The sequence below is a fragment of the Piscinibacter gummiphilus genome (assembly GCF_002116905.1).
GTDB lineage: Bacteria > Pseudomonadota > Gammaproteobacteria > Burkholderiales > Burkholderiaceae_C > Rhizobacter > Rhizobacter gummiphilus.
Genome location: NZ_CP015118.1, coordinates 4,604,075 through 4,627,435, shown reverse-complemented (window position 1 = coordinate 4,627,435; position 23,361 = coordinate 4,604,075). Strand labels below are relative to the sequence as shown.

The following is a 23,361-nucleotide window of genomic DNA, read 5'->3' as shown; positions in this document are numbered from 1 at the left end:
CTCGAACTGATCGGACAGCCGCTTCTGCCATCTCCCGCCGGTGCACACGTGTGCCTACGATCCCTCGGCATCCTGGGATCCTCACTCATGAAACTCACCGGCAACACCTTCCTCATCACGGGCGGCGGCAGCGGCATCGGCCGCGCCCTCGCCGAAGCGCTGCACCAGCGCGGCAACCAGGTCATCATCGCCGGCCGGGCGACGGACCCGCTGGCCGACGTGGCGGCTGCGAACCCCGGCATGGACTCGGTCGTGCTCGACGTCTGCGACACCGCGGCCATCGCGCGCGTGGTGCCGCAGCTGATCGCGACGTACCCGAAGCTCGACGCCGTCATCCACAGCGCCGGCATTCAGCGCGAAGACGACGTGGGCAACACGGTCGACGACGACCTGCTGACCGCCACGTTCGCCACGAACCTGATGGCACCGATCCGGTTGAACTCGGCCCTGATCGAGCACTTCCGCCAGCTGCCGTCGGCCACCATCGTCAACATCTCGTCGATGCTCGGCTTCGTGCCGCTCGCGAACGTGGCGCTGTACTGCGCGGCGAAGGCGGCGCTGCACTCGTACACGCTGTCGCAGCGCTACCAGCTGCGCGACACGTCGGTGAAGGTGCTCGAGATCATGCCGCCCTACGTGCAGACCGCACTGATGGACATGAACCTGCACGACCCGCGCGCCATGCCGCTCGAGCAGTTCATTGCGGAAACGCTGGAGGCGCTGGCCACCGACGAGGTCGAAGTGCTGGTGCCGCGTGCCCGCGAACGCCGCGATGCGCTGCGCCCGGGCGAGGTCGCGGCCACGCAGAAGTTCAACGACTTCTTCATGGCGGGCACGTACGTCCAGTACGGCGAGGCGGCCGAGACGGCCTGACGGCCCGACGGTCGCGGGGCGCCTGTTCGGCATCATGAAAGCGTGAGGCAACCGAAGTTGCCACGGTTGCCGCTTTCATTCAGGGAAATGTCAACGCGGCGATCACGACCCTGCCGTCCGAGGCCCTCCCCCAGTACTGCGCCCATTGACCGGGCTGGGGAGCTTTTTTCGTGTATCGGTGGTGCTCCGTGGAGCTGAGGTGCCCCAGGTGAGGGCTTGTGCGGAGGAACTCCGTTGAATTGGTGATGTTCCCCGACGTCAGCAACTGGGGAGCGACCGAGAGGGCACCTTCGTAACCGAAAATCTCCACGCGTCCTGTCCGTTGCGTCAGCCGCATCGACTTCTCGAACGCCGCCGCGAAAACGCTGGCGAAGGAATCGACGCCTGTCTCGCTGCTGTGGCACGAGTGGATCTTCAGCTTGACGTCCCCGAAATTTCCCTGGGGAAACTTGAGAACGGTCTGGTCCGCAACGCTGACGGCGTCGACGGTCGAGGTCTTGTCTTTCCAGAAGCAGGTTGAACAGTTGGGTGTCCCGTGCCCGGAAATGACGTAGACCTGCCGTCCGTCGCGGTTGAAATCGAACGCCCCGCCCTGGTCCAGGTACTTCAGCGTGCAGAGGTTGGTCTTGCTGGACGGGTGTCCGTCCTTCCAGAGTCCTTCGAGCTTGTTGCCGATCTTGTCGTCCGGATTGGCGTCCACCCAGGCCTTGGTGCGGGGGACGAAGAGGATCGACTGTTGCTTCATGGGGCCACCTCGAAGAGACGATGCAGTGGACGTTCGTGCCCGACGTCACGGAGGTCGAACCCGATGACCGTTGAATCTAGGCCGCCGGCAGACGAACTGCGAGTGACTTCGGTCACCGGTGTCTGGCGAGGAGTGAATGCCCCGGCGCCTGCTCTTCCTCACCGAGGAGGGCGAGTCGGTCCTCGCGAACGTCGTGCGCGAGGTCAACAAGCTGCGCACCTCGCTCCTGAGCAGCCTCGAACCCGACGAGCAGAAGGACCTGATGCGCCTGTTGCGCCGCTTCGTCGAGGTCAACGCCGGCCGCAGCCGCGTGCCGGCCGAGGGGCCGGACAGCGCGTCGCCGCTCAAGGTGCCGTCGAAGAAGGTGTGATCGGCGCGGGCCTCCACAGATTGGTGGATGTGTTCGCCGGGCCGTCGTTGCACGCTGCGGTGATCCGCGCCCGACCTCCGTCGGCCGGGAACCCGAAGGACGACGCCATGATCCCGGTCGACGCGCAGACGATGTTCGAGGTGGCCCCCCGCTTCTCCGGTTCGCTGGCGGAGAAGCAGCGCGCCATCGTGACGGAGGTGGGCGCCGTGCTGGCGCCCACGCTGGCGCGGTACGGCATCGACACCCGCCTGCGCATCGCCCACTTCCTCGCGCAGACCTGCCACGAGAGCGCGGGGTTCCGCACCACCGAGGAGTTCGCCAGCGGCGACCGCTACGAGGGGCGCCAGGACCTCGGCAACACGCAGCCCGGCGACGGCCGGCGCTACAAGGGTCGCGGCCTGCTGCAGCTGACCGGCCGCGCCAACTACCGCGACCTGGGCACGCGCCTCGGCATCGACCTGGAAGGGGATCCGGAGGCCGCGGCCGAGCCCGTGCTGTCGCTGACCATCGCCTGCGAGTTCTGGAAGAAGAACAAGGTGAACGCGGCCTGCGACCTCGACGACGTGGTGCGGGTCACCCGCATCGTCAACGGCGGCACGAACGGCCTGGCCGACCGCCGCGAACTCACGGCCCGGGCCAAGGCGGCGATCGCCCGGCTGGAAGGCATCCGGATCCTCGGGGAGGACCCGCCGTCGCAGGGACGCCCCGTGCTGCGCCGCGGTTCCCGCGGCGACGCGGTGGTCGAGTTGCAGCGCCTGCTGCAGAAGCTCGGCTTCATGGTCGCCGTGGACGCCGACTTCGGCCCGGGCACGGAGGTGGCCGTCGCCGCGTTCCAGCGCGGGCAGAAGCTGGACGTCGACGGCATCGTGGGCCAGAAGACCTGGGTGGCGCTGGATGCGGCGCTCAAGAAGCGGAAGTAGCGGAAGTAGCGGAAGCAGCGCCGGCGTGCCGTAGAGTAGGGCCCCCATCTCCGAGGGCTCCCGATGACGCTGGCATGGACGGACGCCCTCGACGGCGTCGACTGGGACGAACTGTCGGCCCTCTACAAGGCCGCCCCGCTCGGCGACAAGCCGGCGGCGCACCTCCGCATGGTCTTCTCCAACAGCCTGTACCGGTGTTTCGTCCACGACGAGGGCCGGCTCGTGGCCGCGGGCCGGGCGCTCGCGGACGGGGGCGACTGCTCGTACCTCTGCGACATCGCGGTGATGCCGAGCCACCAGGGCACCGGGCTCGGCAAGCAGGTGGTCGCCCACCTCGTCGAGCGGTCGCGGGGGCACCGCAAGATCATCCTCTACGCGGTGCCGGGCCGCGAACCTTTCTACCGGAAGTTCGGGTTCCTGCGCATGAAGACGGCGATGGCGATCTTCGAGAATCAGCGGCAGCAGGTGGCACGGGGCTACCTCGAAGACGACACCAGGGGGACGGACGAATGAGCACGGAGCAGAACAAGGCCCTCGCGCAGGAACTCTTCGCGCGACTCACCGCGAGCGACTTCGCGGGTGCCCTGGGCCTGATGGCCGACGACGCGACCTGGTGGATCGCGGGCCGCAAGGAACGCACGCCCACGTCGGGCCTTCATTCGAAGGAAAGCATCGGGCGCCTGTTCCACGCCATGGCGAACGCGCTCGTCGGCGGCCTGAAGATGACGGTCCTGTCGTGCATCGCCGAGGCCGACCGGGTCGCGCTCGAGGTGGTGTCCCGCGGCGACCTGAAGAACGGGCGGCAGTACCGGCAGGAGTACCACCTGCTCGTGCAGGTGCGCGACGGGAAGATCCAGTCGGTGCGCGAGTACCTGGACACGGGCCACGTGTTCGACACGTGGTTCGCGCCGCAGGCCGGCTGAGTCAGGCGGGTGCCACCGCCCCGAGCGGTGCCGGCCCGCTGTCCCCGCAGTCCGCCGGCGCCTCCACCGGGTGCGCCACGAACACCAGCGTGATGCCGAAGCCCCGCGCGTCGAGGCCGTCGCCCACGTCCAGGCGCGCGCCGTGCAGTTCGGCGATGCGGGCGACGAGCGACAGGCCGATGCCGCTGCCGCGGCCGGCGGTGCCGGGCACGCGGTAGAAGCGATCGAAGATGCGCTGGCGTTCCGCGGCGGGCACGCCCGGACCGTCGTCGCGCACGCCCAGCGCCACGCACCAGCGGCCGTCCACCTGCACGCGGCGGCATTGCACCTGGATGCGCGCGCCTTCGCCGCCGTAGCGGTGGGCGTTGTCGATCAGGTTGCGCAGCAGCATGCCCACGGTGTTGACGTCCACCGGCAGCGCGCAGGGTTCGGTGTCGAGCAGCAGGCGCTGGCGCTGCTGGCGTGCCATCGCGGCGAAGTCGTGCACGACGAGCGAGACCACCTCGTGCAGCGCCGCGGCGGCGTGGGCGGGCGCATCCGTGGTGGCGTCGAGCCGGGCCGAGTCGAGCAGCTGTTCGGTGAGGCGCGAGGCCCGTTCGATGCCGGACACGAGCGGCTCGATGGCCGCGCGGCTCTCCTCGAGCGTGCCGGCCGACTGCACCAGGCGCGCCTGTGCGGTGAGCACCGCGAGTGGCGTGCGCAGTTCGTGCGCGGCATCGGCGAGGAAGTGGCGTTCGGCGCGCAGGGCGGTGTCGAGCTGGCCCAGCACCGTGTTGAACCCGTCGACGAGCGGGCGCAGCTCCTGCGGCAGCTCGGCCGATGGCACGGGGCGCATGTCGAGCGGCTTGCGGCGCGCGAGCGCGTCGCGCAGGCGCTTCACCGGCGCCATCGTCATGCAGATCGTGAGCCACGACACCGTGCCGAACAGGGCGATCAGCGCCACGGCCACGAGGATGCTGCCGTTGAACCACAGCGCCATCTCGGCGTCGAGCATGTCCTGGCACTTGGCGACCTGCACCTGAACGCTGCGGTCCGCGTCGGTGATGGTGTAGACGCGCCACACCTTGCCGCCGGCTTCGGACCGGCCCAGCCAGTCGGGCGTGTCGAACTGCAGCGGCGTGAACGGCACGTCGGGCGAACCGGCCGACTTCAGCACCGCGTGGCCGTCCCGGTGCCAGATCTGGTAGCTGAGGTTCTCCTGCATCGCCGTCACCTCCGGCGGCATGCGCACGGCATCGCGTGCCTTCACCTCGGCCATCGTGGGCGAGACCGACCGCAGGATCTGCTGGCCGATGGCGCGCATCATCGTGTCCCAGTGGCCGCTCTGGGTGCGGGACATCTGGATGGCCTGGCAGCCGAACCAGGAGGCCCACACCAGCACGATGGCCAGCATCAGGTTCTTCAGCAGCCGCACGCGCAGCGAGCGGATGGCCCAGGGCGGTCGGCTCATCGGGCGTCTCCCATGCGGTAGCCGTGGCCGTGCACCGTGGCGATCAGGTCGTCGCCCAGCTTGCGGCGCAACTGGTGCACGTACACGGCGACGGTGTTGCTCTCGATGGTGCTGTCGCCGCCATACACCGCCTCCTCGAGCTGCTGGCGCGTGACGACGCGGCCGCAGCGTTCCATCAGGGCCAGCAGCGTGCGGTACTCGTGCACGCTCAACGAGACGGCCTGGTCGTTCTGGGTGACCTCGCGCCGCGCCGGGTCGAGACGCACCGTCTTGCAGGTGAGCACGGGCGCGACGCGGCCGAAGGCCCGGCGCAGCACGGCGCGCAGCCGGGCGCCCAGTTCGTCGGGCTGGAAGGGCTTCACGAGGTAGTCGTCGGCGCCGGCGTCGAGGCCGGCGATGCGGTCGCTGAGCTGGTCTCGCGCGGTCATGATCAGCACCGGCGTGGTGTCGTAGCGTTCGCGCACCGACCGCAGCACCTGCAGGCCCGAGCCGCCGGGCAGGCCCAGGTCGAGCAGCACGGCGGCGTAGCCGTGGTCGGTCAGGGCGAGGCGGGCCGCGGGCGCGTCGGACGCGATGTCGACCTGGTAGCCGTCGCGCTCGAGCCCGGCCCTCAGCGCGCTCGACAGCATCGCATCGTCTTCGACCAACAGGAGTTGCATGGCGGGGTGAACGTCGTGGGCTTCGAAGGCCGCAGTGTGCACCCGTGGCATTAAAAAGTTCTTAATGGCGATCCCCGAGCATGCGTTCCACACGTTGCCTCGGGAGTCGAGATGATCGAGCTGAACCTGCCCGCGGGCCTTGCGCCCGCCGAGCCCGCGCCCAGTCCCTGGAACCGGCTCCGCCGCCTGCTGCGCACGGCCTCGCCGGCCGTGCCCCGCGCCACGTGGGCCGAGTGCCGCATCGACGCCGCCGCGCGTGCCGCCTGGCGTGACCCGGTGCAGTTTCGCCGCGAGCACCTGCCGCCCCAGTCGCGCGGCCGCCGGGTGCTCGACGAGGCCGCCCGCCGCTCCGGCTGGGCCGGCCTGGCGCCCCAGGGCGTCTGGCGCGGCGTCGCCATGGCCGAGCAGGACGGGGTCTGGGTGGCGCTGGTGGCCGAGGTGTCCTCGGCCCGCGACGTGCACCGACTGGTGGCCGCCGTCGACTGCGGGCCGGTCATCGACCTCGACCAGGCCCGCCAGGACGTGATGCGCGGCCTGCGCGCCGGCCTGCAGTCGGCCGGCGTCGACCCGGACACGGTGCGCCTCGACGTGGTCTGGGTGGTCAGCGACGCGGCGTGTTCCGGGCGGGAGCAGGCCGTGGCCGCCGCCGTGGCCCCCGTGCTGGCCAACGCCTGGAGCGCGCTGCGCGCCGGCAGGGCGCGCGAGCGCGCCCTGCAGTCGGCCGCCGAATGATCCATCCCGCACCCCGTTGGCGCCGCGTGGACGCCGTTTCGTCGCAAGGTGCTGGTCCCCACCCCGGGCCCGGCGCGACAGTGACCCCGGTGCCGGCCCACGAGGCCGGTCGTTCCGGTTCCCCAGGAGACCCGCATGATGACCTCGAAGCCTCCGTTGTCGTTCTCCCAGATGCTCGTCCGGGCGCAGTGGCGCCACGAAGGGCGCAGCGGCAACCCGACCGCGCCGGCGGCCGCACCCGCTGAACGCCGCCCGGTGACCCCGCTGCCACGCCTGCCCCTGCTGTCGGGCGCCACGGGCCGCTCCTGAACCTTCCCGCCCGGGCGTTCCGCCTGGCGGGAAAATCCACGCCCTCCACGAAAATATCGACGTCCCGGCACCGGCCGGGCGCCGTTTGGCACGCCGCTTGCGGAGATAATTCCGCGTTTTTCATTTTCCTTCGGCCCTGCCTCCCGCGCGCTCCTGGAGACGTCCTTCCATGCTGCTGACCCTGGTCTTCCTCTACCTGCTCGTCACCATCGGCATCGGCCTGTGGGCGGCCAAGCGAGTCAAGAACACCACCGACTTCGCGATCGCCGGCCGGCACCTGCCGCTGTTCATGATCATCACCACCACGTTCGCCACGTGGTTCGGCTCGGAGACGGTGCTGGGCATCCCGGCCAAGTTCGTCGAGGGGGGCCTCGGCGCCATCGTGGAAGACCCGTTCGGCGCGGGCACCTGCCTGATCCTCGTGGGCGTGTTCTTCGCGGCGAAGCTGTACCGCATGACGCTGCTGACCATCAGCGACTACTACCGCGAGCGCTACGGCCGCGGCGTGGAGCTGATCTGCTCGTTCATCATCATCCTGAGCTACCTCGGCTGGGTCTCGGCCCAGGTCACGGCGCTCGGCCTCGTGTTCAACCTGCTGTCGGGCGGGGCCATCAGCATCCCGCTCGGCATGATCATCGGCACGGTGTCCATCCTCGCGTACACGCTCTTCGGCGGCATGTGGTCGGTGGCGGTCACCGACTTCATCCAGATGATCATCCTGGTGGTGGGCCTGACCGTCATCGCGGTGTTCGCGGCCAACCAGGCCGGCGGCGCCGACAAGGTGATCCAGCTCGCCGCCAGCAAGGACCTGTTCAAGTTCCTGCCCGAGCCCACGTTCACCCAGATCGCGTTCTTCGTGGGCGCAGCCATCACGATGATGCTGGGCTCCATCCCGCAGCAGGACGTGTTCCAGCGCGTGATGTCGGCCAACAGCGAGTACGCCGCCACGCGCGGCCCGGTGATCGGCGGCATCGCCTACATCCTGTTCGCCTTCGTGCCCATGTTCCTCGTGACCAGCGCGCTGATCATCATGCCGGAGCAGGCCGCCACGCTGATCAAGGAAGATCCGCAGAAGGTGCTGCCCACCCTGGTGCTCGAGCGCATGCCGTTCGTGATGCAGGTGATCTTCTTCGGGGCGCTGCTGTCGGCGCTGAAGTCCACCGCCTCGGCCACGCTGCTCGCGCCGTCGGTCACCTTCGTCGAGAACGTCTGGCGCCAGTTCTTCCCGCGCGTGAGCGACAAGCAGGAACTGCTGACCATGCGCATCGCGGTGCTGCTGTTCAGCGTCTGCGTCTGCGCCTACGCCATCGCGCTGCAGGGCACGCCCATCTACGACATGGTCTCGGGTGCGTACCAGGTCACCCTCGTCGGCGCCGTGGCGCCGCTCGCCTTCGGCCTCTACTGGAAGCGGGCCACCACCCAGGGCGCGCTGCTGTCCATCGGCCTCGGCATCCTGGTCTGGCTCGTGTTCCTGAACACCGACTGGGGCCAGGCCTTCCCGCAGCAGCTGGCCGGCTTCATCGCCGCCATCCTGGGCATGGTGGTCGGGTCGCTCGCGCCGCAGGTCGTGGTCAACCGCCACGGCTCGCACCACAAGCTGGCGGGGAACTCGGGCGCCGTCTGACCGCGCGCCGGCTCTGCCGAAACCCCGGGCCCCGCGAGGGCGCCCGCGGGTTTATAATTTTCTGTTTTGAATCAAAGAGTTAGCCATGCCCATCTACGCCTATCGTTGTGAGGCCTGCGGCCACGCGAAAGACGTGCTGCAGAAGATCTCCGACCCCGTCCTGACGGTGTGCCCGAACTGCGGTGCCGACGCTTTCCGTAAACAGGTCACCGCGGCCGGCTTCCAGCTGAAGGGCTCGGGCTGGTACGTCACCGATTTCCGCGGCGGCAGCAACAACGCCGCCAGCACGCCCGCGCCCGCCGACGGCGGCAGCGCGCCTGCGCCCGCCCCGGCGCCGGCCGCCGCATCGCCCGCGCCGGCCCCGGCGCCCGCACCGGCTCCGTCCAGCCCCAAGTCCGACACCTGACGCCGGCGTGCCGTCCGTCCCCCGAGGAACCCCTTGAAAAAGTACCTGCTCGCCGGCCTGCTGGTCTGGATGCCGCTGGCCATCACCATCTGGGTGCTGAACTCCGTGCTCGGCCTGATGGACGGCGTGTTCTTCAGCGTCATCACGGCCGTGCAGTCCGTGGTGTCGTGGCCGCCCGCCAACAACCTGCTGGGCAGCCTGCGCCAGATCCGCGGCCTCGGCGTGGTGGTGCTCGTCACGGGCCTGCTGCTCACCGGCATGTTCGCCACGAACATCTTCGGCCAGTGGGCGCTGCGCCAGTGGCACCGCGTGCTGAGCAACATCCCGATCGTCAAGTCGATCTACAACTCGGTCAAGCAGGTCTCGGACACGCTGTTCTCGAGCAGCGGCAACGCCTTCCGTGAAGCCGTGCTCGTGCAGTACCCGCGCGAGGGCGCCTGGACCATCGCGTTCGTCACCGGCAAGCCCGGCGGCGAGGCGGCCATCCACCTGAGCGGCGACTACCTCAGCGTGTACGTGCCCACCACCCCCAACCCCACGTCGGGCTTTTTCCTGATGGTGCCGCGCGCCGACGTGATCGTGCTGCAGATGAGCGTCGACGAGGCCCTCAAGTACGTGATCTCGATGGGCGTCGTCGCACCGCCCGTCCAGGCCGCGGCCTTGAACCGAAATCCGGTGGGCTGAAGCGGGTGGCGACCCTTCGGCCCTGACGGCTGGCCCTCCCGGCCGACACCGCCCTGAACTACATTTCCTCCCCGGCCCGACGAAAACGCCGGGGGCTGACCGAGATCCTGGAGAAACCGATGAGAACAACGTATTGCGGGCTGGTGAGCGAAGCCCTGATGGACCAGACCGTCACGCTGATGGGCTGGGCCCACCGCCGCCGTGACCACGGCGGGGTCATCTTCATCGACCTGCGCGACCGCGAAGGCCTCGTGCAGATCGTGTGCGACCCCGACCGCGCCGACATGTTCAAGATCGCCGAAGGCGTGCGCAACGAGTTCTGCCTGAAGATGGTGGGCAAGGTGCGCGCCCGTCCGTCGGGCACCGAAAACGCCAACCTGACGAGCGGCAAGGTCGAGATCCTGTGCCACGAACTCGAGGTGCTGAACCCGAGCGTCACGCCTCCGTTCCAGCTCGACGACGACAACCTGTCGGAGACCACGCGCCTCACGCACCGCGTGCTGGACCTGCGCCGCCCGGTCATGCAGAAGAACATGATCCTGCGCTACCGCGTCGCGATGGAAGTGCGCAAGTTCCTCGATGCCAACGGCTTCATCGACATCGAGACCCCGATGCTCACGAAGAGCACGCCGGAAGGCGCGCGCGACTACCTCGTGCCCAGCCGCGTCAACGAAGGCCAGTTCTTCGCGCTGCCGCAGAGCCCGCAGCTGTTCAAGCAGCTGCTGATGGTGGCCGGCTTCGACCGCTACTACCAGATCACGAAGTGCTTCCGCGACGAGGACCTGCGCGCCGACCGCCAGCCCGAGTTCACCCAGATCGACATCGAGACCAGCTTCCTGACGGAAGAAGAGATCCGCGCGATGTTCGAGGGCATGATCCGCAAGGTCTTCAAGAGCGCCATCGACGTCGACCTGCCCGAGTACCCGGTCATGAAGTACGCCGAGGCGATGCACCGCTTCGGCTCCGACAAGCCCGACCTGCGCGTCAAGCTCGAGTTCACCGAACTCACCGACGTGATGAAGGACGTGGACTTCAAGGTCTTCTCCACCCCGGCCACCACGAAGGGCGGCCGTGTGGCCGCGCTGCGCGTGCCGGGCGGCGGCGACATGAGCCGCGGCGAGATCGACGGCTACACCGAGTTCGTCAAGATCTACGGTGCCAAGGGCCTCGCCTGGATCAAGGTCAACGACGTGACGAAGGGCCGTGAAGGCCTGCAGAGCCCGATCGTGAAGAACCTGCACGACGCGGCCATCGCCGAGATCCTGAAGCGCACGGAAGCCGCCAACGGCGACCTGATCTTCTTCGGTGCCGACAAGGAAAAGGTCGTCAACGACGCCATCGGTGCGCTGCGCATCAAGGTGGGCCACAGCGAGTTCGGCAAGACCCACGGCCTCTTCGAGGACCGCTGGGCGCCGCTGTGGGTGGTCGACTTCCCGATGTTCGAGCACGACGATGAAGGCGGCCGCTGGAACGCGGTGCACCACCCGTTCACGGCGCCGAAGGACGGCCACGAGGACTACATGGACAGCGACCCGGGCAAGTGCATCGCCAAGGCGTACGACATGGTGCTCAACGGCTGGGAACTCGGCGGCGGCTCGGTGCGGATCCACCGCGCCGAAGTGCAGAGCAAGGTGTTCAGCGCGCTGAAGATCGGCCCCGAGGAAGCCCAGCTCAAGTTCGGCTTCCTGCTCGACGCGCTGCAGTACGGCGCCCCGCCGCACGGCGGCCTCGCGTTCGGCCTCGACCGCCTCGTCACGCTGATGACCAAGGCCGAGAGCATCCGCGACGTGATCGCCTTCCCGAAGACCCAGCGCGCCCAGGACCTGCTGACGCACGCCCCGAGCCCGGTCGACGAGAAGCAGCTGCGCGAGCTGCACATCCGCCTGCGCAACCCGCAAGCGGCCACGAACGCCTGACGTCCGCTCGGGAACGATGGCTGCACAGGGGCGCCCTCGGGCGCCCCTTGCTGTTTCTCCACACGGCACCATGATCCAGTTGATCCGCCTCACCTTCCGCCGCGCCCGACAGGAACGCCTGGCCCAGGTGGCCGGCAGCCTGGCGTTCACCACGCTGCTGTCGATCGTGCCGTTCCTGTCGGTGTGCCTCGCGCTGTTCACGCACTTCCCCGTGTTCCGGCGCTTCGAGGTCGCTCTGGAAGAGATCCTGCTGAAGAGCCTGCTCCCGGCGGACATCTCGCGCACCGTGTTGCGCTACCTGCACCAGTTCGTCGCCAACGCGAACGGGCTCACGCTCGTCGGCTCGATCTTCATCCTCGTGGCCGCGGTGGCGGTGATGCTCACGGTGGAGAACGCGTTCAACCAGATCTGGAACGTCAAGCGCAACCGCCCGTTCCTCAAGCGCGTGGCGCTGTACCTGCTGGTGCTGGCGGCCGGGCCGCCGGTGCTCGGCGCGAGCCTCTGGGCCACCTCGTACGTGGCGGGGGCTTCGATGGGCCTGATCGGCGACCTGCCGCCGCCCGCGCGCTTCGTGCTGACCCTCGGCCCCGTGGTGCTCGGCACCGTGGCCTTCGCGTGCCTCTTCCACTTCGTGCCCAACACGCCGGTGCGCAAGCGCGACGCGTTCGTGGGCGGGCTGCTCGCGAGCCTCGCGGTCGAGCTGGGCAAGCGCGGCTTCGCGGCGTACCTGATGAAGGTGCCCACGTACAAGGCGGTGTACGGCGCCTTCGCGGTCGTGCCCGTGTTCCTGATCTGGGTGTACTTCTCGTGGTTCGTCACGATGGCGGGCGCCCTGATCACGGCCAACCTGGGGCAGGGCGGCAAGGCCCGGCCCGCGCGCGCATGAGCGCGCCGGGCCGCTCCCAAGCGCTCATCCCGGAGCGCGCAGCGCGGAGGGGCGTCCAGTGAACCTCAACTACCTCACCCTCGACCTCAGCGACGATGCCGACGGTGTCGTGACCATCGAGGCGCTCGCGTCCACGCCGGCCGCGCACCATGCGGACGTGATGGCCGAGGTGCAGCAGGTGCTCGACTGGGCGTGGCGCCACTTCCCGCACACGCACGGGCCCGTGGACGAAGGATTGGACTGGGACCACGACCTGCAGGTGAACGTGGAGGGCGGCCAGTGGCACGCCGTCACGCTGACGCTGTCGGCCTCCGCGCGGTTCGCCGAGGCGTTCGAGGCGGCCTTCCCCTCCGACCGCGACTGACGCCACGCCTCACCGCTTCACCGCGGTGCCCTTGAAGAACGTGTAGACGAACACACCGCCTGCGTCCGCGGTGCGGTCCAGGTCGCGCACGCCCGCGGCGAAGTCGGTGAGGGTCGACAACCCCTCGGCGATCGCCGTGTCGCGCACGCCGTCGACCATCGCCGTGAAGGTCTTGCGCGTGAACGACTCGGCGAGCCCGGCATGCCCGCCCACGGCGTGCACGGTGCGCGCGGTCACATCGACGTCGGCGAACCCGGCCGCGCTCAGCAGCGGGTGCAGCCGGCGCCCGACCAGCGCGTCACCCCCCGCGCGGCGTTGCAGTTCGACGAGGCAGCCCACCGCACGGTGCGCGGCATCGCTGTGCGGGTGCATGCAGACCGTGCCGTGGTCTCCTTCGACCACCGTGAGCGAACCGCCGGGACGCAGCACCCGCGCCAGCGCGGCCAGCGCCGCGGCGGGGTCGGGCAGGTGCTCCAGCACGAAACACACGAACACGTGGTCGAACGAGGCGGGCGCGAACGGCAGCGCGAGCAGGTCGGCCTCGCGGAAGGTCACGTTGGCGAAGCCGGCCTGCTCGACGCGGGCCCGAGCCTGGGCGAGCGACACGGCCGAACGGTCGATCGACGTGATCCAGCTGCCGGGGCTGTGGCGTGCGAGCGAGACGGTCTGCGCGCCGGTGCCGCAGCCGGCCTCCAGCACGGTGTGGCCGACGGGGTAGCGGGTGCCGTCGTGGATCAGCGTGGCGAGGGTGTCGGCCTGGTCGCGCAGGCGTTCGGCCTCGCGGGCGCCGTGGCCGTGGACGTAGGGGGCGGTCATGGGGAGGAGTCCTTTCATCGAGGTGGCCAGTCTCGGTGCGGGACCCTCGTGCGGTCTTGAACGAAATTGCGCGCGATACAGTGCGCCCCATGGATTCGCTGATCGCCGCCTCCGCGCGGGCGCTGGCCGCGGGCGACCCGCTGGGTGCGCTCAAGCGGGTGGCGCTGCGCGACGACCCGCCGGCGCTGGCGCTGCGCGGCATCGCGATGGCCCAGCTCGGGGACTACTCCCGCGCCCGGGAGCTGCTGCGCCGCGCGGCGCGCGGGTTCGGCACGCACGAGGAACAGTCCCGTGCCCGGTGCATCGTGGCCGAGGCCGAGGTGGCGCTGGCCCAGCGCGACTTCGGGGGCTCGTCCCGCACGCTGCTGGCGGCGGCCGCCACGCTGGAGGCGCGGGCGGACCGCACGAACGCCTGGCACGCCCGGCTGATCGCGGTGCGACGTGCGTTGCGGCTCGGACGGCTGGCCGAGGCGGCGGCCGGGCTCGCCGCCCTCGACACCGGCGCGCTGCCGCCCGCGCTGGCCGCGGCGGCCGAGATGGCTTCCGCCGAACTGGACCTCCGCGCGATGCGGGTGACGCCCGCCGTCGCGGCCCTCGACCGTGCGCGCGTGGCCGCCGAACGGGCCCGGGTGCCGGCCCTCGCGGCCGAGGTCACGCAGGCGCGGTCCGCGCTCGAACATCCAGCGGCGCGGCGGCTGGGCGCGGCCGGGGAGGTGGCGCTGCGGCTCGACGAGGTGGGCGCGTTGCTGTCTTCGGGCGACCTGGTCGTGGACGCCTGCCACCACACGCTGCGCGTGGGCGACGCGAGGGTGGCCCTCGCGCGGCGGCCCGTGCTGTTCGCGCTCGCCCGCACGCTCGCGGAGGCCTGGCCCGGCGACGTCGCGCGCCATGTGCTGATCGCGCGCGCGTTCGGCATGCGCGATCCCGACGAGACCCACCGGGCGCGGCTGCGGGTCGAAGTCGGCCGGCTGCGTGCGCTCGCCGCGGGCATGGCGAAGGTCGAGGCCACCGCGCAGGGGTTCCGCCTCGTTCCGCACGACGGCCGCGCGGTGGTCGTGCTGGCACCACCGATCGACGGCGACCAGGCCTCGCTCGTCGCGCTGCTGTCCGACGGTGCCGCGTGGTCCACCTCGGCCCTGGCACTGGCCCTCGGGGCCAGCCAGCGCACCGTGCAGCGCGCGCTGGCGGACCTCGAGGCGGAGGGGCGCGTGCGCTCGGCCGGACGGGCGCGCGCCCAGCGCTGGCTCGCGCCGCCGCTCGCGGGATTCACGACGATCTTGTTACTCCCTGCCGCGCTGCCGCTTGAGTAGAGTGACTTCACCGGGTCGACACCCGCAGCAAGGAGCCTCGCATGAACATCCGAACGAAAGAACGCGCCGCCGTGCGCCCCGCCGAGATCGTGCGCGAGTACGGTCCCTTCGCCGAGGACGGCAAGGTCCACGGCGTCACCCACGACGGCCGCCACGTGTGGGCCGCCACCGGCGCCACGCTGATCGCCCTCGATCCCGCGAGCGGCGACACCGTGCGCACGCTGGACCACGCGTGCGATGCCGGCACCGCCTTCGACGGCCGGCACCTGTACCAGATCGCCGAGTCACGCATCGACAAGATCGACCCGGCGACGGGCGCCGTGGTGGCCTCGATCCCCGCGCCCGGCCACGGCGGCGACTCGGGCCTCACGTGGGCCGAGGGCAGCCTGTGGGTGGGCCAGTACCGCGACCGCCGCATCCACCAGATCGACCCCGCCACCGGTGCGGTGCGCCGCACCATCGAGTCCGACCGGTTCGTCACCGGTGTCACCTGGGTCGACGGCGAACTGTGGCACGGCACGTGGGAGGGTGACGAGAGCGAGCTGCGCCACATCGATCCGGCGGATGGCACCGTGCTCGAGCGGCTGGCGATGCCCCAGGGGGTCGGTGTCAGCGGCCTGGAGTCCGACGGCGCCGGCCTCTTCTACTGCGGCGGCGGGGGCAGCGGCAAGGTCCGCGCCGTGCGCCGTCCCAAGGCCCCCGCGGCCTGAAAGGAGCGAACCATGAACACCACCACCATCGATCACCCCGTCGTCGCCCGGGACCGCTGGGTCGACCAGCGCAAGGCGCTGCTGGCCCGCGAGAAGGCGCTGACCCGGATGCGCGACGAGATCGCCCGCGAGCGCCGCGCGCTGCCGTGGGTGCGCCTCGACAAGCGCTACGTCTTCGACACGCCCGACGGGCCGCGCGCGCTGGGCGACCTGTTCGCGGGCCGCCGCCAGCTGCTGGTGCAGCACTTCATGCTCGGCCCGGGCTGGGCCCAGGGCTGCCCCAGCTGCTCGTACATGGCCGACCACGTCGAGGGCATGCTGCCGCACCTCGCGCAGCGCGACACGGCGTTCACCGCGGTCTCGCGGGCGCCGCTGGCCGAGATCCAGCGCTTCCGCGAACGCATGGGTTGGCGTTTTCCCTGGGTGTCGTCGGCGGGCAACGACTTCAACTTCGATTTCGCCGTGTCGTTCCGTCCCGAGGACCGCGTGCGCGGCGAGGTCGACTACAACTACCAGCGGCAGGCGTTTCCCCACGAGGAGGCGCCCGGGGTCAGTGCGTTCTGGCGGGATGACACGGGCGACGTGTTCCTCACCTACTCGACGTATGGCCGGGGCGTCGAGGTGATGATGGGCACGTACGACCTGCTGGACCTGACCGCGAAGGGGCGGGACGAGGCGCCGGGGCAAGGCATGGCGTGGGTGCGCCACCACGACCGGTACGAGCACGCGCCCGCGGCCGCGGCGTCGTCGTGCTGCGCTGCACACCGCTGACAGGCGGGGCGCCCTCCGTCAAGTGGGCAGTGTCCCTCCAGCACCAAAGGGCAATTGAGGGCATTTCGGGGCAGTGGCACGATGCTCCACGCGGGTTTCGGGGGGCGCATCTTCGTCCCGCCGGGAACACCGCGCAAACCCTGGAGACTCACATGAAAACATTGCACCCGCTCGCGCCGCTGTTCCTCGCAGTGGCGGCCCTGGTGGCCCAGCCCGTCCTGGCCCAGTCGTCCCCGGCCCCCATCACCGGCGACAAGATGCCCACGGCCGATCAACTGCCGCCGAAGCCCGCGAAGGCCGACCGCAAGTCGGAGCGGGTCAAGGCCCGTGAGGCCCGCCGCCCCGAGGCCGAGGCCGCGGCCAAGAACCAGGACTACTCGGGCGGTGTCTACGACCCCGCGGGCAAGCCGAAGCCGAAGCCCAAGGCGAAGGCCGCGTCGGCGCCCTGAGCGTCCGGCAGGGGGTCACGCCACGGCGCGTCGCCACGCGCCCGGCGTGAACCCGAACTGGCGCGAGAACACCCGCGTCAGGTGGCTCTGGTCGGCGAAGCCGGCCTGGGCCGCCGCCTCCGCGAGGGGCATCCCCGCGCGGATCCACTGACGGGCCTGTTCGGCCCGGCAGGCGAGCCGCCACGCATGGGGCGGCGCTCCGTACACCTTCTGGAACCGGCGCAGCAGCTGGAACGGACCCAGGCCCGCGAGGGCTGCCAGTTCGGCGAGGGACGGATCTTCCCCGGACACATCCGCCAGCCGCTCGTGCACGCGCCGGACGTCGGCCGACACCTCCCGTGGCGCCATCGTCAATCCGTGCGGTGCCAGGCCCGCCACCACCTCGGCCAGCGATTCGTCGCACGCGAGGCGGTCCCCCTGTCCGCCGGCCCACGCGTCCAGCCGCGCGAACAGGCGTCCGAGCCGGGCGCGCAGTGCGGGGTCGTGGAACACCGGCCGGGTCACGTCCCGGTCCACGCCGAGGCCGTCCCACGCGGCCATCGCGCCGGCATCGAGGTAGACCATGCGCCAGCGGCGCGAGGGCCCGCCGAGGGGCTGGCCGTCGTGAACCTCGCCGGGGTTCGTGGCGATCAGGTCGCCGGCGAACGCGTCGACACGGCCCACGCCGCTCGCCGACCGCTGGGCGCCGGCATCGAGCAGGCCGAGACCGTGCGTGGTGTGCCAGTGCCGGCCGAAGTGGCGCCCGCTGTCGATCTCGGTGACGAACACGCCCGGCCATGGCGAACCGAGGACTCGGGCGTGGTGAATGGGAGCGGGCGCGGCCATGCGCCCATTCTGGCGCAGGACCGGGTCAGCGGCCCAGCTGGAACGTGCGCACCGCCTGGGTCAGCCGCTGCGCCTGCTGCTTGAGGCTCTCGGCCGCGGCCGCGCCTTCCTCCACCAGCGCGGCGTTCTGCTGCGTGGCCTGGTCGATGCGGCTCACGGCCTGGCTCACCTCGCCGAGGCCCGAGTCCTGCTCCGAGGTGGCCGCGTGGATCTCGCCGATCAGCTGCGACACGCGGGCCACTTGCGCGAGGATCTCCTTCATCGTCTCGCCGGTGTCGTTGACGCAGCGCACGCCGTGGTCCACCTTGCCGGCCGAGTCGGCGATCAGCGTCTTGATCTCCTTCGCCGCCGAGGCGCTGCGCTGCGCGAGCGTGCGCACCTCGGCCGCCACCACCGCGAAGCCGCGGCCGTGTTCGCCGGCGCGCGCGGCTTCCACCGCGGCGTTCAGCGCGAGGATGTTGGTCTGGAACGAGATGCCGTCGATCACCGACGTGATCTCGCCGATGCGGGCGCTCGACGCGTGGATGTTGCCCATCGTCGCGATCACCTCGCCCACCATCGCCTCGCCCTTCGTGGCGACTTCGGAGGCCGACGCCGCGAGGTGCGTGGCCTGCTGGGCGGTCTGCGCGGTCTGGCCCACGGTGGCGGCCATCTGGTCCATCGACGAGGCGGTGCGCTGCAGGTTCGCGGCCTGTTCCTCGGTGCGCACGGACAGGTCCTGGTTGCCCTGGGCGATCTCGAGCGTGGCGGTGCCCACCTGGTCGGCCGACTCGCGGATCGCGGAGACGGTGTCGCGCAGGTGGTGCTGCATGGCGGCCAGGCCGTCGATCATCTGCGCGACCTCGTCGGGTTCGCCGCGCACGTGGGCCGGGGCGGCGTGGGACAGGTCGCCGCCGGCCACGAGGCGCAGGTGGGTGGCCGCGCTGTGCAGCGGGCGCACGACGGAGGCCGTCGCGACACGCCAGATGGCGAACGCGGCCAGGGCGAAGACGCCGGCCAGCGCGAGCAGCAGCACGAGGCTCGTCTGGAACGCGCGCTGGGTGCTTTCATTCTTCGCGAGCGCCTGCTTCTCGCGGAACTCGATGGCCTGCGTGAGCGCGTCCTCGAAGGTGTGGTCGAGCTGCTGCGTGCTGGTCTTGAGCGTGCGCAGGTAGGCCATCGCGTCGTTGGCCTTCAGTGCCTTCACGAGCGGTTCGATGCCCTCGGTGACGTAGGCCTCGTAGTGCTTGGCTGCCGCGTCGGCGAGCGCCTGCTCCGCCGTTCCCTTCTTCAGCGCCTGGTAGTCGGCGAAGGCCTTGCGCGACAGCTGGACCTTCTCGGCCGCGGTCGACACGGCCTTGTCGGCCTCGGCCATCATGCCGGAGGTGGTGTAGGTGGACGCCTGCACGAGCCACACGCGCGCCGTGCGCAGGTGGTTGAGCGAGTCCGACATCGACAGCGCGATGCGGATCTCGCCGTTCACGTCGGACAGCGCCTGGTTGCTGTCGCGCAGCGCCCAGATGCTCGTCAGGGTGCCTGCGCCGAAGAGCAGGGAGAGCAGCAGGACGGCAGCGGCCAGCGCGCGCCGGATCGAGAAACGGTTCGACATGAGGACTCCAAGGCGGTCCCCGAATCGGGACCGTTTCCACATGTCGTCACATCCGTGACACGACTTGACCGGTACAGACCCTAGTGCGGAACGATTTCTCGGTCAGCGGATGAATTTTCCGTCCGGGCCCACGATGGTGATCTCGACGAAGGCGCTGCCGTGGTGCTTCTTCGGGCCGTACGAGACCTCGTAGCCGCCCAGGTCGACCTTGCTCATGCTCTCGAAGCCGCGGATCACGGCCTCGGGCGTGGGCGCCTTGCCGGAGCGCTTGAGGCCCTCGACCAGCACGCGCGCGTTGACGTAGCCCAGCATGGCCTCGTACGTGACCGGCAACTGTTCACGCCGCGCGGCGGTGTTGAAGTCGCGCGTGATGCCGCTCGTCTCGCGCCACGGGTATGGCACGGTCTGCGTGATGGCGAGGCCCCGGGCATCCTCGCCCATGGCCTGCAGCAGCGCGGCCACGTTGGTGATCGACAGCGCGTAGATGGGCACGCCGATCAGCTTGCGGGCCGCCTTCACGAACGCCACCGTCGACGGACCGAAAGCCATCAGCAGCACGGCCTTGGGCCGGTTGGCCGCGAGCGCCTTCGAGACCTCGGCGGCGTTGGCGCCCGTGGCCTCGAGCGCCTGCTTGCCGACCAGCGTGGCACCGTGCTCCTGGATGACCTGTTCGGCCACCGGCAGCATCAGCTGGCCGAACGGGTTGTCGAGGTACACCACGCCGAGGTCGGCCTGCTGCACGGCGACGAGGTTGCGCACCATCTGCACCACCTCGTCGCGGAAGCTGGCCGCGGTGGTGAAGAGGCAGGGGTGCTGCTGCACGCGCAGCGCCGGCGAGCCGGAGTAGATGCCGATCAACGGCATCTTCCGCTCGGCCAGCAGCGGGAGGGTGGCGCCGATGGCCTGGCTGTTGGCGAGGCCGAACAGCGCGGAGACCTTGTGCGTGTCGATCAGCGACTTGACGTTGGCGACGCAGCGCTGCGCGTCGTACTGGTCGTCGAGCTGGATCAGCTTGACCGGGCGGCCGTTGACACCGCCGGCGCGGTTCACCTCGTCGAGCGCGAGGGCCTGGCCCTTGAGGGACTGGCTCGTGGTGGCCGCCATGGGGCCGGTCAGGTGGATGCTCTGCCCGATGCGGATCTCGTTGTCCTGGGCGAGGGCAGGGAACCCGGTCGCGGCGCCTGCGGCGGCGGCGAGGGACTGGAGGGCATGGCGTCGGGAGCGGTCGAAGACAGGGGACATGTACGGCTTCCACTTTTGAACGAAGGTGCATTTTTGCGGCAAGCCGTGTGGCTTGGGTGCGTCATCACCCCCCTAATTCGAGAATTCCGGCACTGCGTCGCATTGCTGTCACATTTCGAAACGCACGACCGTGGAACGAATTCGCGGTCCACGGGCCGTGCGCCGGTTCGTTATCCTTGGGGTCATGTCCACGCCCGAGCCGTCACCCCGTCCCCCGAAGATCCCCGAGTCCGTGCTGGTCGTGATCCACGACACGGCCTGGCGGGTGCTCGTGATGGAACGGGCGGCGAACGCGGGGTTCTGGCAGAGCGTGACCGGCTCGAAGGACACCCTCGGCGAGGACCCGCGCGACACCGCCGTGCGCGAGGTGGGCGAGGAGACGGGCATCCACATCGGCTCGCCTGCCGTGCCCGACACGAACCTGCGCGACTGGGCCATCCGGAACGTCTACGAGATCTACCCCGTGTGGCGGCACCGGTATGCACCGGGTGTCACGCACAACACCGAACATGTGTTCGGCCTGCGGGTGCCGGAGGGCACGCCCGTCGTGCTCGCGCCGCGCGAACACACCCGCTTCGAATGGCTGCCGTGGCGCGAGGCGGCGGACCGCTGCTTCTCGCCGTCGAACGCCGAGGCCATCCTGCAACTGCCGCGCTTTTTCGACTGAGTCCGCATGAACCCGCTCCGCTTCCCCAAGAGCACCACCCACGCCGCCGACGTGCTGCGGGTCGCGACCTACAACATCCACAAGGGCGTGCGCGGGGTCGGACCGCAGAAGCGGCTCGAGATCCACAACCTCGTGCTGGGCATCGAGGCGCTCGACGCCGACCTCGTGTGCCTGCAGGAGGTGCGCAACTTCAACCACCGCGAGGCCCGCGCGTTCCCGGACCCGCACCGCGGCTGGCCGAAGGCTTCGCAGGGCGACTACCTGGCACCCGACGGCTACCAGGTGGCCTACCGCACGAACGCCATCACGCCCGAGGGCGAACACGGCAACGCGCTGCTGTCGCGCTGGCCGATGGTGGGCGACCCCGGACACCACGACGTGTCGGACCACCGCTTCGAGCAGCGCGGCCTGCTTCACGTGCGGCTCGACTGGAACGGCACGCCGGTGCATGCCATCGTGGCCCACCTCGGGCTGATGCACTCGAGCCGCGTGCGGCAGGTCGAGCGCATCGCGGCGTTCATCCAGCAGCACATCCCGAAGGACGAATGCCTGATCGTCGCGGGCGACTTCAACGACTGGGGCGAGCGGCTCGGCGCGCCGATGAAGGCCACGGGGCTGCGGCGCGCGCAACTCGAAGGCGGGGCGGCAGCACGCACGTTCCCGTCGCGCATGCCGCTCTTCTCGCTCGACCGCATCTACACGCGCGGCCTGCACTGCATCGGCACCCACGTGCCGCGGGGACCGAGTTGGGCGCGCATGTCGGACCACCTGCCGCTGGTGGCGGAACTGGCCCTGGACGCCGGATGAGGTCCGCCGACACGGCCCTCACCCGCGCTGCCGTCCGCGCCCAGTACAGTGGCGGCAACGAGGCCCGGCTGCTGCAGGGCGGCGACGAACTCTTCCCGGCGATGGTGCAGGCCATCGCATCGGCGCGCCGGGAGATCTGGCTCGCCACCTACATCTACACCGACGAGGGCCTGGTGAAGGAGGTCACGCGCGCGCTGGCCGATGCCGCGCGGCGAGGGGTCAGTGTGCGCGTGCTGCTCGACGGTTTCGGTTGCCGTGTCGACATGCCCGTGCTGCGTGAGGCGCTGGCCACGGCCGGCGTCCACATCGCGGTGTTCCGTCCACTCGACCGCTGGTGGAGCTGGTTCCAGCCCGGCCAGCTGCGCCGCCTGCACCAGAAGCTGTGCGTGGTCGACGGCAACGTCGCGTTCGTCGGCGGCGTGAACCTCCTCGACGACCGCTACGACCAGGTGCACGGCTGGAGCGAAGCGCCGCGCCTCGACTTCGCGGTGCGCATGAAGGGCCCCATCGTCGCCCCGATCGAGCAGGCCGTGCGGGCGCTGTACCACCGCGCGGTGCTCGGCAGTCACTTCGGCCGCGAGCTGGCGACCCTCGCCCGCGGCGCGGAGCCGGTGGCCCGGGCCCGCCGCCTGATGAAGCGCCTGCGCATGGCGCCGCCCGGCACGGGGCCCGACGTGGCCGGCCTGCCGCCGGTGCGCGCGGCCTTCGTGCTGCGCGACAACCTGCGCCGCCGCCGTGCCATCGAACGCAGCTACATCGACGCGATCCGCAAGGCGCGTGAACGCGTGGACATCGTCTCTCCGTACTTCTACCCGGGCCGCGCCTTCCGCCGCGTGTTGCGCCAGGCCGCGCGCCGCGGCGTGCACGTGCGGCTGCTGCTGCAGGGCAAGGTGGACTACCGCATCGCGGCGCTGGCCGCGCGCGCGCTGTACGACGAGATGCTCGCCGAGGGGGTCCATATCTACGAATACACACCGGCCTTCCTGCACGCGAAGGTGGCGCTCGTCGACAACGAATGGGCCACCGTGGGCAGCTCCAACATCGACCCGCTGTCGCTGCTGCTGAACCTGGAGGCCAACGTGGTGGTGCGCGACGCGGCGTTCACCCGGTCGCTCGCCGAGGCCTTCGACCGCGCCGTGGCCGCGTCGAGCGCCATCGACCCGTCGAAACGCGCGTACCCCACCGGCGTGCAGGGCATGCTGCGCCGCCGCTGGGTCGCGTGGTGCGCACGCCTGTACCTGAAGGTGGCGGGCGCCACGGGCCGGTACTGACGAAGCCCCTGCGGCCACGCCCCGGCGGGCACTGAGGCATCATC

General features: G+C 70.4%; 27 protein-coding genes. 20 read left to right on the top strand and 7 right to left on the bottom strand.

Annotated elements, in window-relative coordinates; translation table 11 throughout:
- Nucleotides 1–87 precede the first annotated feature (87 nt).
- Nucleotides 88–873: an SDR family oxidoreductase gene (locus A4W93_RS21025; protein WP_085752468.1), complete on the top strand. Its 786-nt coding sequence runs from the start codon at nt 88–90 to the stop codon at nt 871–873.
- 79 nt (nt 874–952) lie between these two features.
- Here A4W93_RS21025 and A4W93_RS21020 read toward each other — a convergent pair whose 3' ends face one another.
- Entirely contained in the window at nt 953–1,618 is a 666-nt protein-coding gene (locus tag A4W93_RS21020) for a hypothetical protein (protein WP_085752467.1), read from the bottom strand.
- Between the two features lie 136 nt (nt 1,619–1,754).
- Between A4W93_RS21020 and A4W93_RS21015 the strand changes: the two genes are divergently transcribed.
- The 4 genes from A4W93_RS21015 (at nt 1,755) to A4W93_RS21000 (ending at nt 3,831) form a co-directional block, all read left to right on the top strand.
- Nucleotides 1,755–1,988 carry a hypothetical protein gene (locus A4W93_RS21015; protein ID WP_085752466.1) on the top strand — a complete coding sequence of 78 codons (234 nt, stop codon included), beginning with the start codon at nt 1,755–1,757 and terminating at the stop codon, nt 1,986–1,988.
- 107 nt (nt 1,989–2,095) lie between these two features.
- Entirely contained in the window at nt 2,096–2,908 is an 813-nt protein-coding gene (locus A4W93_RS21010) for a peptidoglycan-binding protein (protein WP_085752465.1), read from the top strand.
- Nucleotides 2,909–2,971: 63 nt separating this feature from the next.
- Nucleotides 2,972–3,421: a GNAT family N-acetyltransferase gene (locus A4W93_RS21005; protein ID WP_085752464.1), complete on the top strand. Its 450-nt coding sequence runs from the start codon at nt 2,972–2,974 to the stop codon at nt 3,419–3,421.
- The gene (locus A4W93_RS21000; RefSeq protein WP_085752463.1) at nt 3,418–3,831 is read left to right on the top strand and encodes a nuclear transport factor 2 family protein; all 414 of its coding nucleotides are present in this window, start codon (nt 3,418–3,420) and stop codon (nt 3,829–3,831) included. Before A4W93_RS21005 ends, A4W93_RS21000 begins: the two co-directional genes overlap by 4 nt.
- A 1-nt stretch (nt 3,832) precedes the next feature.
- Here the strand turns inward: A4W93_RS21000 and A4W93_RS20995 are convergent, their stop codons facing one another.
- Both A4W93_RS20995 and A4W93_RS20990 read right to left on the bottom strand, forming a co-directional pair.
- Nucleotides 3,833–5,281, bottom strand: a complete 1,449-nt coding sequence (locus A4W93_RS20995; RefSeq protein WP_085752462.1) for an ATP-binding protein — start codon at nt 5,279–5,281, stop codon at nt 3,833–3,835.
- Nucleotides 5,278–5,940 (bottom strand): response regulator transcription factor, encoded by a 663-nt coding sequence (locus A4W93_RS20990; RefSeq protein ID WP_085754265.1) that lies wholly within the window; start codon nt 5,938–5,940, stop codon nt 5,278–5,280. Before A4W93_RS20990 ends, A4W93_RS20995 begins: the two co-directional genes overlap by 4 nt.
- A 111-nt stretch (nt 5,941–6,051) precedes the next feature.
- On the opposite strand from A4W93_RS20990, the gene A4W93_RS20985 reads away from it, so the two are divergent.
- From A4W93_RS20985 to A4W93_RS20955, 8 genes are all read left to right on the top strand, one after another.
- Nucleotides 6,052–6,672: a hypothetical protein gene (locus A4W93_RS20985; RefSeq protein WP_085752461.1), complete on the top strand. Its 621-nt coding sequence runs from the start codon at nt 6,052–6,054 to the stop codon at nt 6,670–6,672.
- A 135-nt stretch (nt 6,673–6,807) separates the two neighbouring features.
- Nucleotides 6,808–6,981 (top strand): hypothetical protein, encoded by a 174-nt coding sequence (locus tag A4W93_RS29805; RefSeq protein ID WP_157131722.1) that lies wholly within the window; start codon nt 6,808–6,810, stop codon nt 6,979–6,981.
- Nucleotides 6,982–7,150: 169 nt separating this feature from the next.
- Complete coding sequence (locus A4W93_RS20980; protein WP_085752460.1) at nt 7,151–8,605, top strand: high affinity choline transporter 1; 1,455 nt, start codon at nt 7,151–7,153, stop codon at nt 8,603–8,605.
- Nucleotides 8,606–8,690: 85 nt separating this feature from the next.
- Entirely contained in the window at nt 8,691–9,011 is a 321-nt protein-coding gene (locus A4W93_RS20975; protein ID WP_085752459.1) for an FmdB family zinc ribbon protein, read from the top strand.
- A gap of 33 nt (nt 9,012–9,044) precedes the next feature.
- A complete protein-coding gene (locus A4W93_RS20970; protein ID WP_085752458.1) occupies nt 9,045–9,695 on the top strand; it encodes a DUF502 domain-containing protein in 651 nt (216 codons plus the stop codon).
- 119 nt (nt 9,696–9,814) lie between these two features.
- Nucleotides 9,815–11,611: an aspartate--tRNA ligase gene (aspS, locus tag A4W93_RS20965; RefSeq protein ID WP_085752457.1), complete on the top strand. Its 1,797-nt coding sequence runs from the start codon at nt 9,815–9,817 to the stop codon at nt 11,609–11,611.
- Between the two features lie 70 nt (nt 11,612–11,681).
- On the top strand, nt 11,682–12,497 hold the full coding sequence (locus A4W93_RS20960; RefSeq protein WP_085752456.1) for a YihY family inner membrane protein: 816 nt from the start codon (nt 11,682–11,684) through the stop codon (nt 12,495–12,497).
- 58 nt (nt 12,498–12,555) lie between these two features.
- On the top strand, nt 12,556–12,861 hold the full coding sequence (locus A4W93_RS20955) for a hypothetical protein (protein ID WP_085752455.1): 306 nt from the start codon (nt 12,556–12,558) through the stop codon (nt 12,859–12,861).
- A gap of 9 nt (nt 12,862–12,870) precedes the next feature.
- On the opposite strand, the gene A4W93_RS20950 is transcribed toward A4W93_RS20955, so the two are convergent.
- Nucleotides 12,871–13,677, bottom strand: coding sequence for a methyltransferase domain-containing protein (locus A4W93_RS20950; RefSeq protein WP_085752454.1), 807 nt, complete (start codon nt 13,675–13,677; stop codon nt 12,871–12,873).
- A gap of 89 nt (nt 13,678–13,766) precedes the next feature.
- On the opposite strand from A4W93_RS20950, the gene A4W93_RS20945 reads away from it, so the two are divergent.
- The 4 genes from A4W93_RS20945 to A4W93_RS20930 all read left to right on the top strand — a co-directional run bounded on the left by A4W93_RS20945 (nt 13,767) and on the right by A4W93_RS20930 (nt 16,917).
- The gene (locus A4W93_RS20945) at nt 13,767–14,987 is read left to right on the top strand and encodes a helix-turn-helix domain-containing protein (protein WP_085752453.1); all 1,221 of its coding nucleotides are present in this window, start codon (nt 13,767–13,769) and stop codon (nt 14,985–14,987) included.
- A 41-nt stretch (nt 14,988–15,028) separates the two neighbouring features.
- Complete coding sequence (locus A4W93_RS20940) at nt 15,029–15,697, top strand: Vgb family protein (RefSeq protein ID WP_085752452.1); 669 nt, start codon at nt 15,029–15,031, stop codon at nt 15,695–15,697.
- Between the two features lie 12 nt (nt 15,698–15,709).
- Nucleotides 15,710–16,468, top strand: coding sequence for a DUF899 domain-containing protein (locus A4W93_RS20935; RefSeq protein ID WP_085752451.1), 759 nt, complete (start codon nt 15,710–15,712; stop codon nt 16,466–16,468).
- A gap of 152 nt (nt 16,469–16,620) precedes the next feature.
- Complete coding sequence (locus tag A4W93_RS20930) at nt 16,621–16,917, top strand: hypothetical protein (RefSeq protein ID WP_157131721.1); 297 nt, start codon at nt 16,621–16,623, stop codon at nt 16,915–16,917.
- 15 nt (nt 16,918–16,932) lie between these two features.
- On the opposite strand, the gene A4W93_RS20925 is transcribed toward A4W93_RS20930, so the two are convergent.
- From A4W93_RS20925 to A4W93_RS20915, 3 genes are all read right to left on the bottom strand, one after another.
- A complete protein-coding gene (locus tag A4W93_RS20925; RefSeq protein WP_085752449.1) occupies nt 16,933–17,742 on the bottom strand; it encodes an AraC family transcriptional regulator in 810 nt (269 codons plus the stop codon).
- Between the two features lie 25 nt (nt 17,743–17,767).
- On the bottom strand, nt 17,768–19,330 hold the full coding sequence (locus tag A4W93_RS20920; protein WP_169726571.1) for a methyl-accepting chemotaxis protein: 1,563 nt from the start codon (nt 19,328–19,330) through the stop codon (nt 17,768–17,770).
- A 102-nt stretch (nt 19,331–19,432) separates the two neighbouring features.
- On the bottom strand, nt 19,433–20,572 hold the full coding sequence (locus tag A4W93_RS20915) for an ABC transporter substrate-binding protein (protein WP_085752447.1): 1,140 nt from the start codon (nt 20,570–20,572) through the stop codon (nt 19,433–19,435).
- A gap of 184 nt (nt 20,573–20,756) precedes the next feature.
- Between A4W93_RS20915 and nudB the strand changes: the two genes are divergently transcribed.
- From nudB to clsB, 3 genes are read left to right on the top strand one after another with little or no spacing between them, the layout of a single operon-like run.
- Entirely contained in the window at nt 20,757–21,239 is a 483-nt protein-coding gene (gene nudB, locus A4W93_RS20910) for a dihydroneopterin triphosphate diphosphatase (protein WP_085752446.1), read from the top strand.
- A 6-nt stretch (nt 21,240–21,245) separates the two neighbouring features.
- Complete coding sequence (locus A4W93_RS20905) at nt 21,246–22,046, top strand: endonuclease/exonuclease/phosphatase family protein (RefSeq protein ID WP_085752445.1); 801 nt, start codon at nt 21,246–21,248, stop codon at nt 22,044–22,046.
- On the top strand, nt 22,043–23,317 hold the full coding sequence (gene clsB, locus A4W93_RS20900) for a cardiolipin synthase ClsB (RefSeq protein WP_085752444.1): 1,275 nt from the start codon (nt 22,043–22,045) through the stop codon (nt 23,315–23,317). Before A4W93_RS20905 ends, clsB begins: the two co-directional genes overlap by 4 nt.
- Nucleotides 23,318–23,361 lie beyond the last annotated feature (44 nt).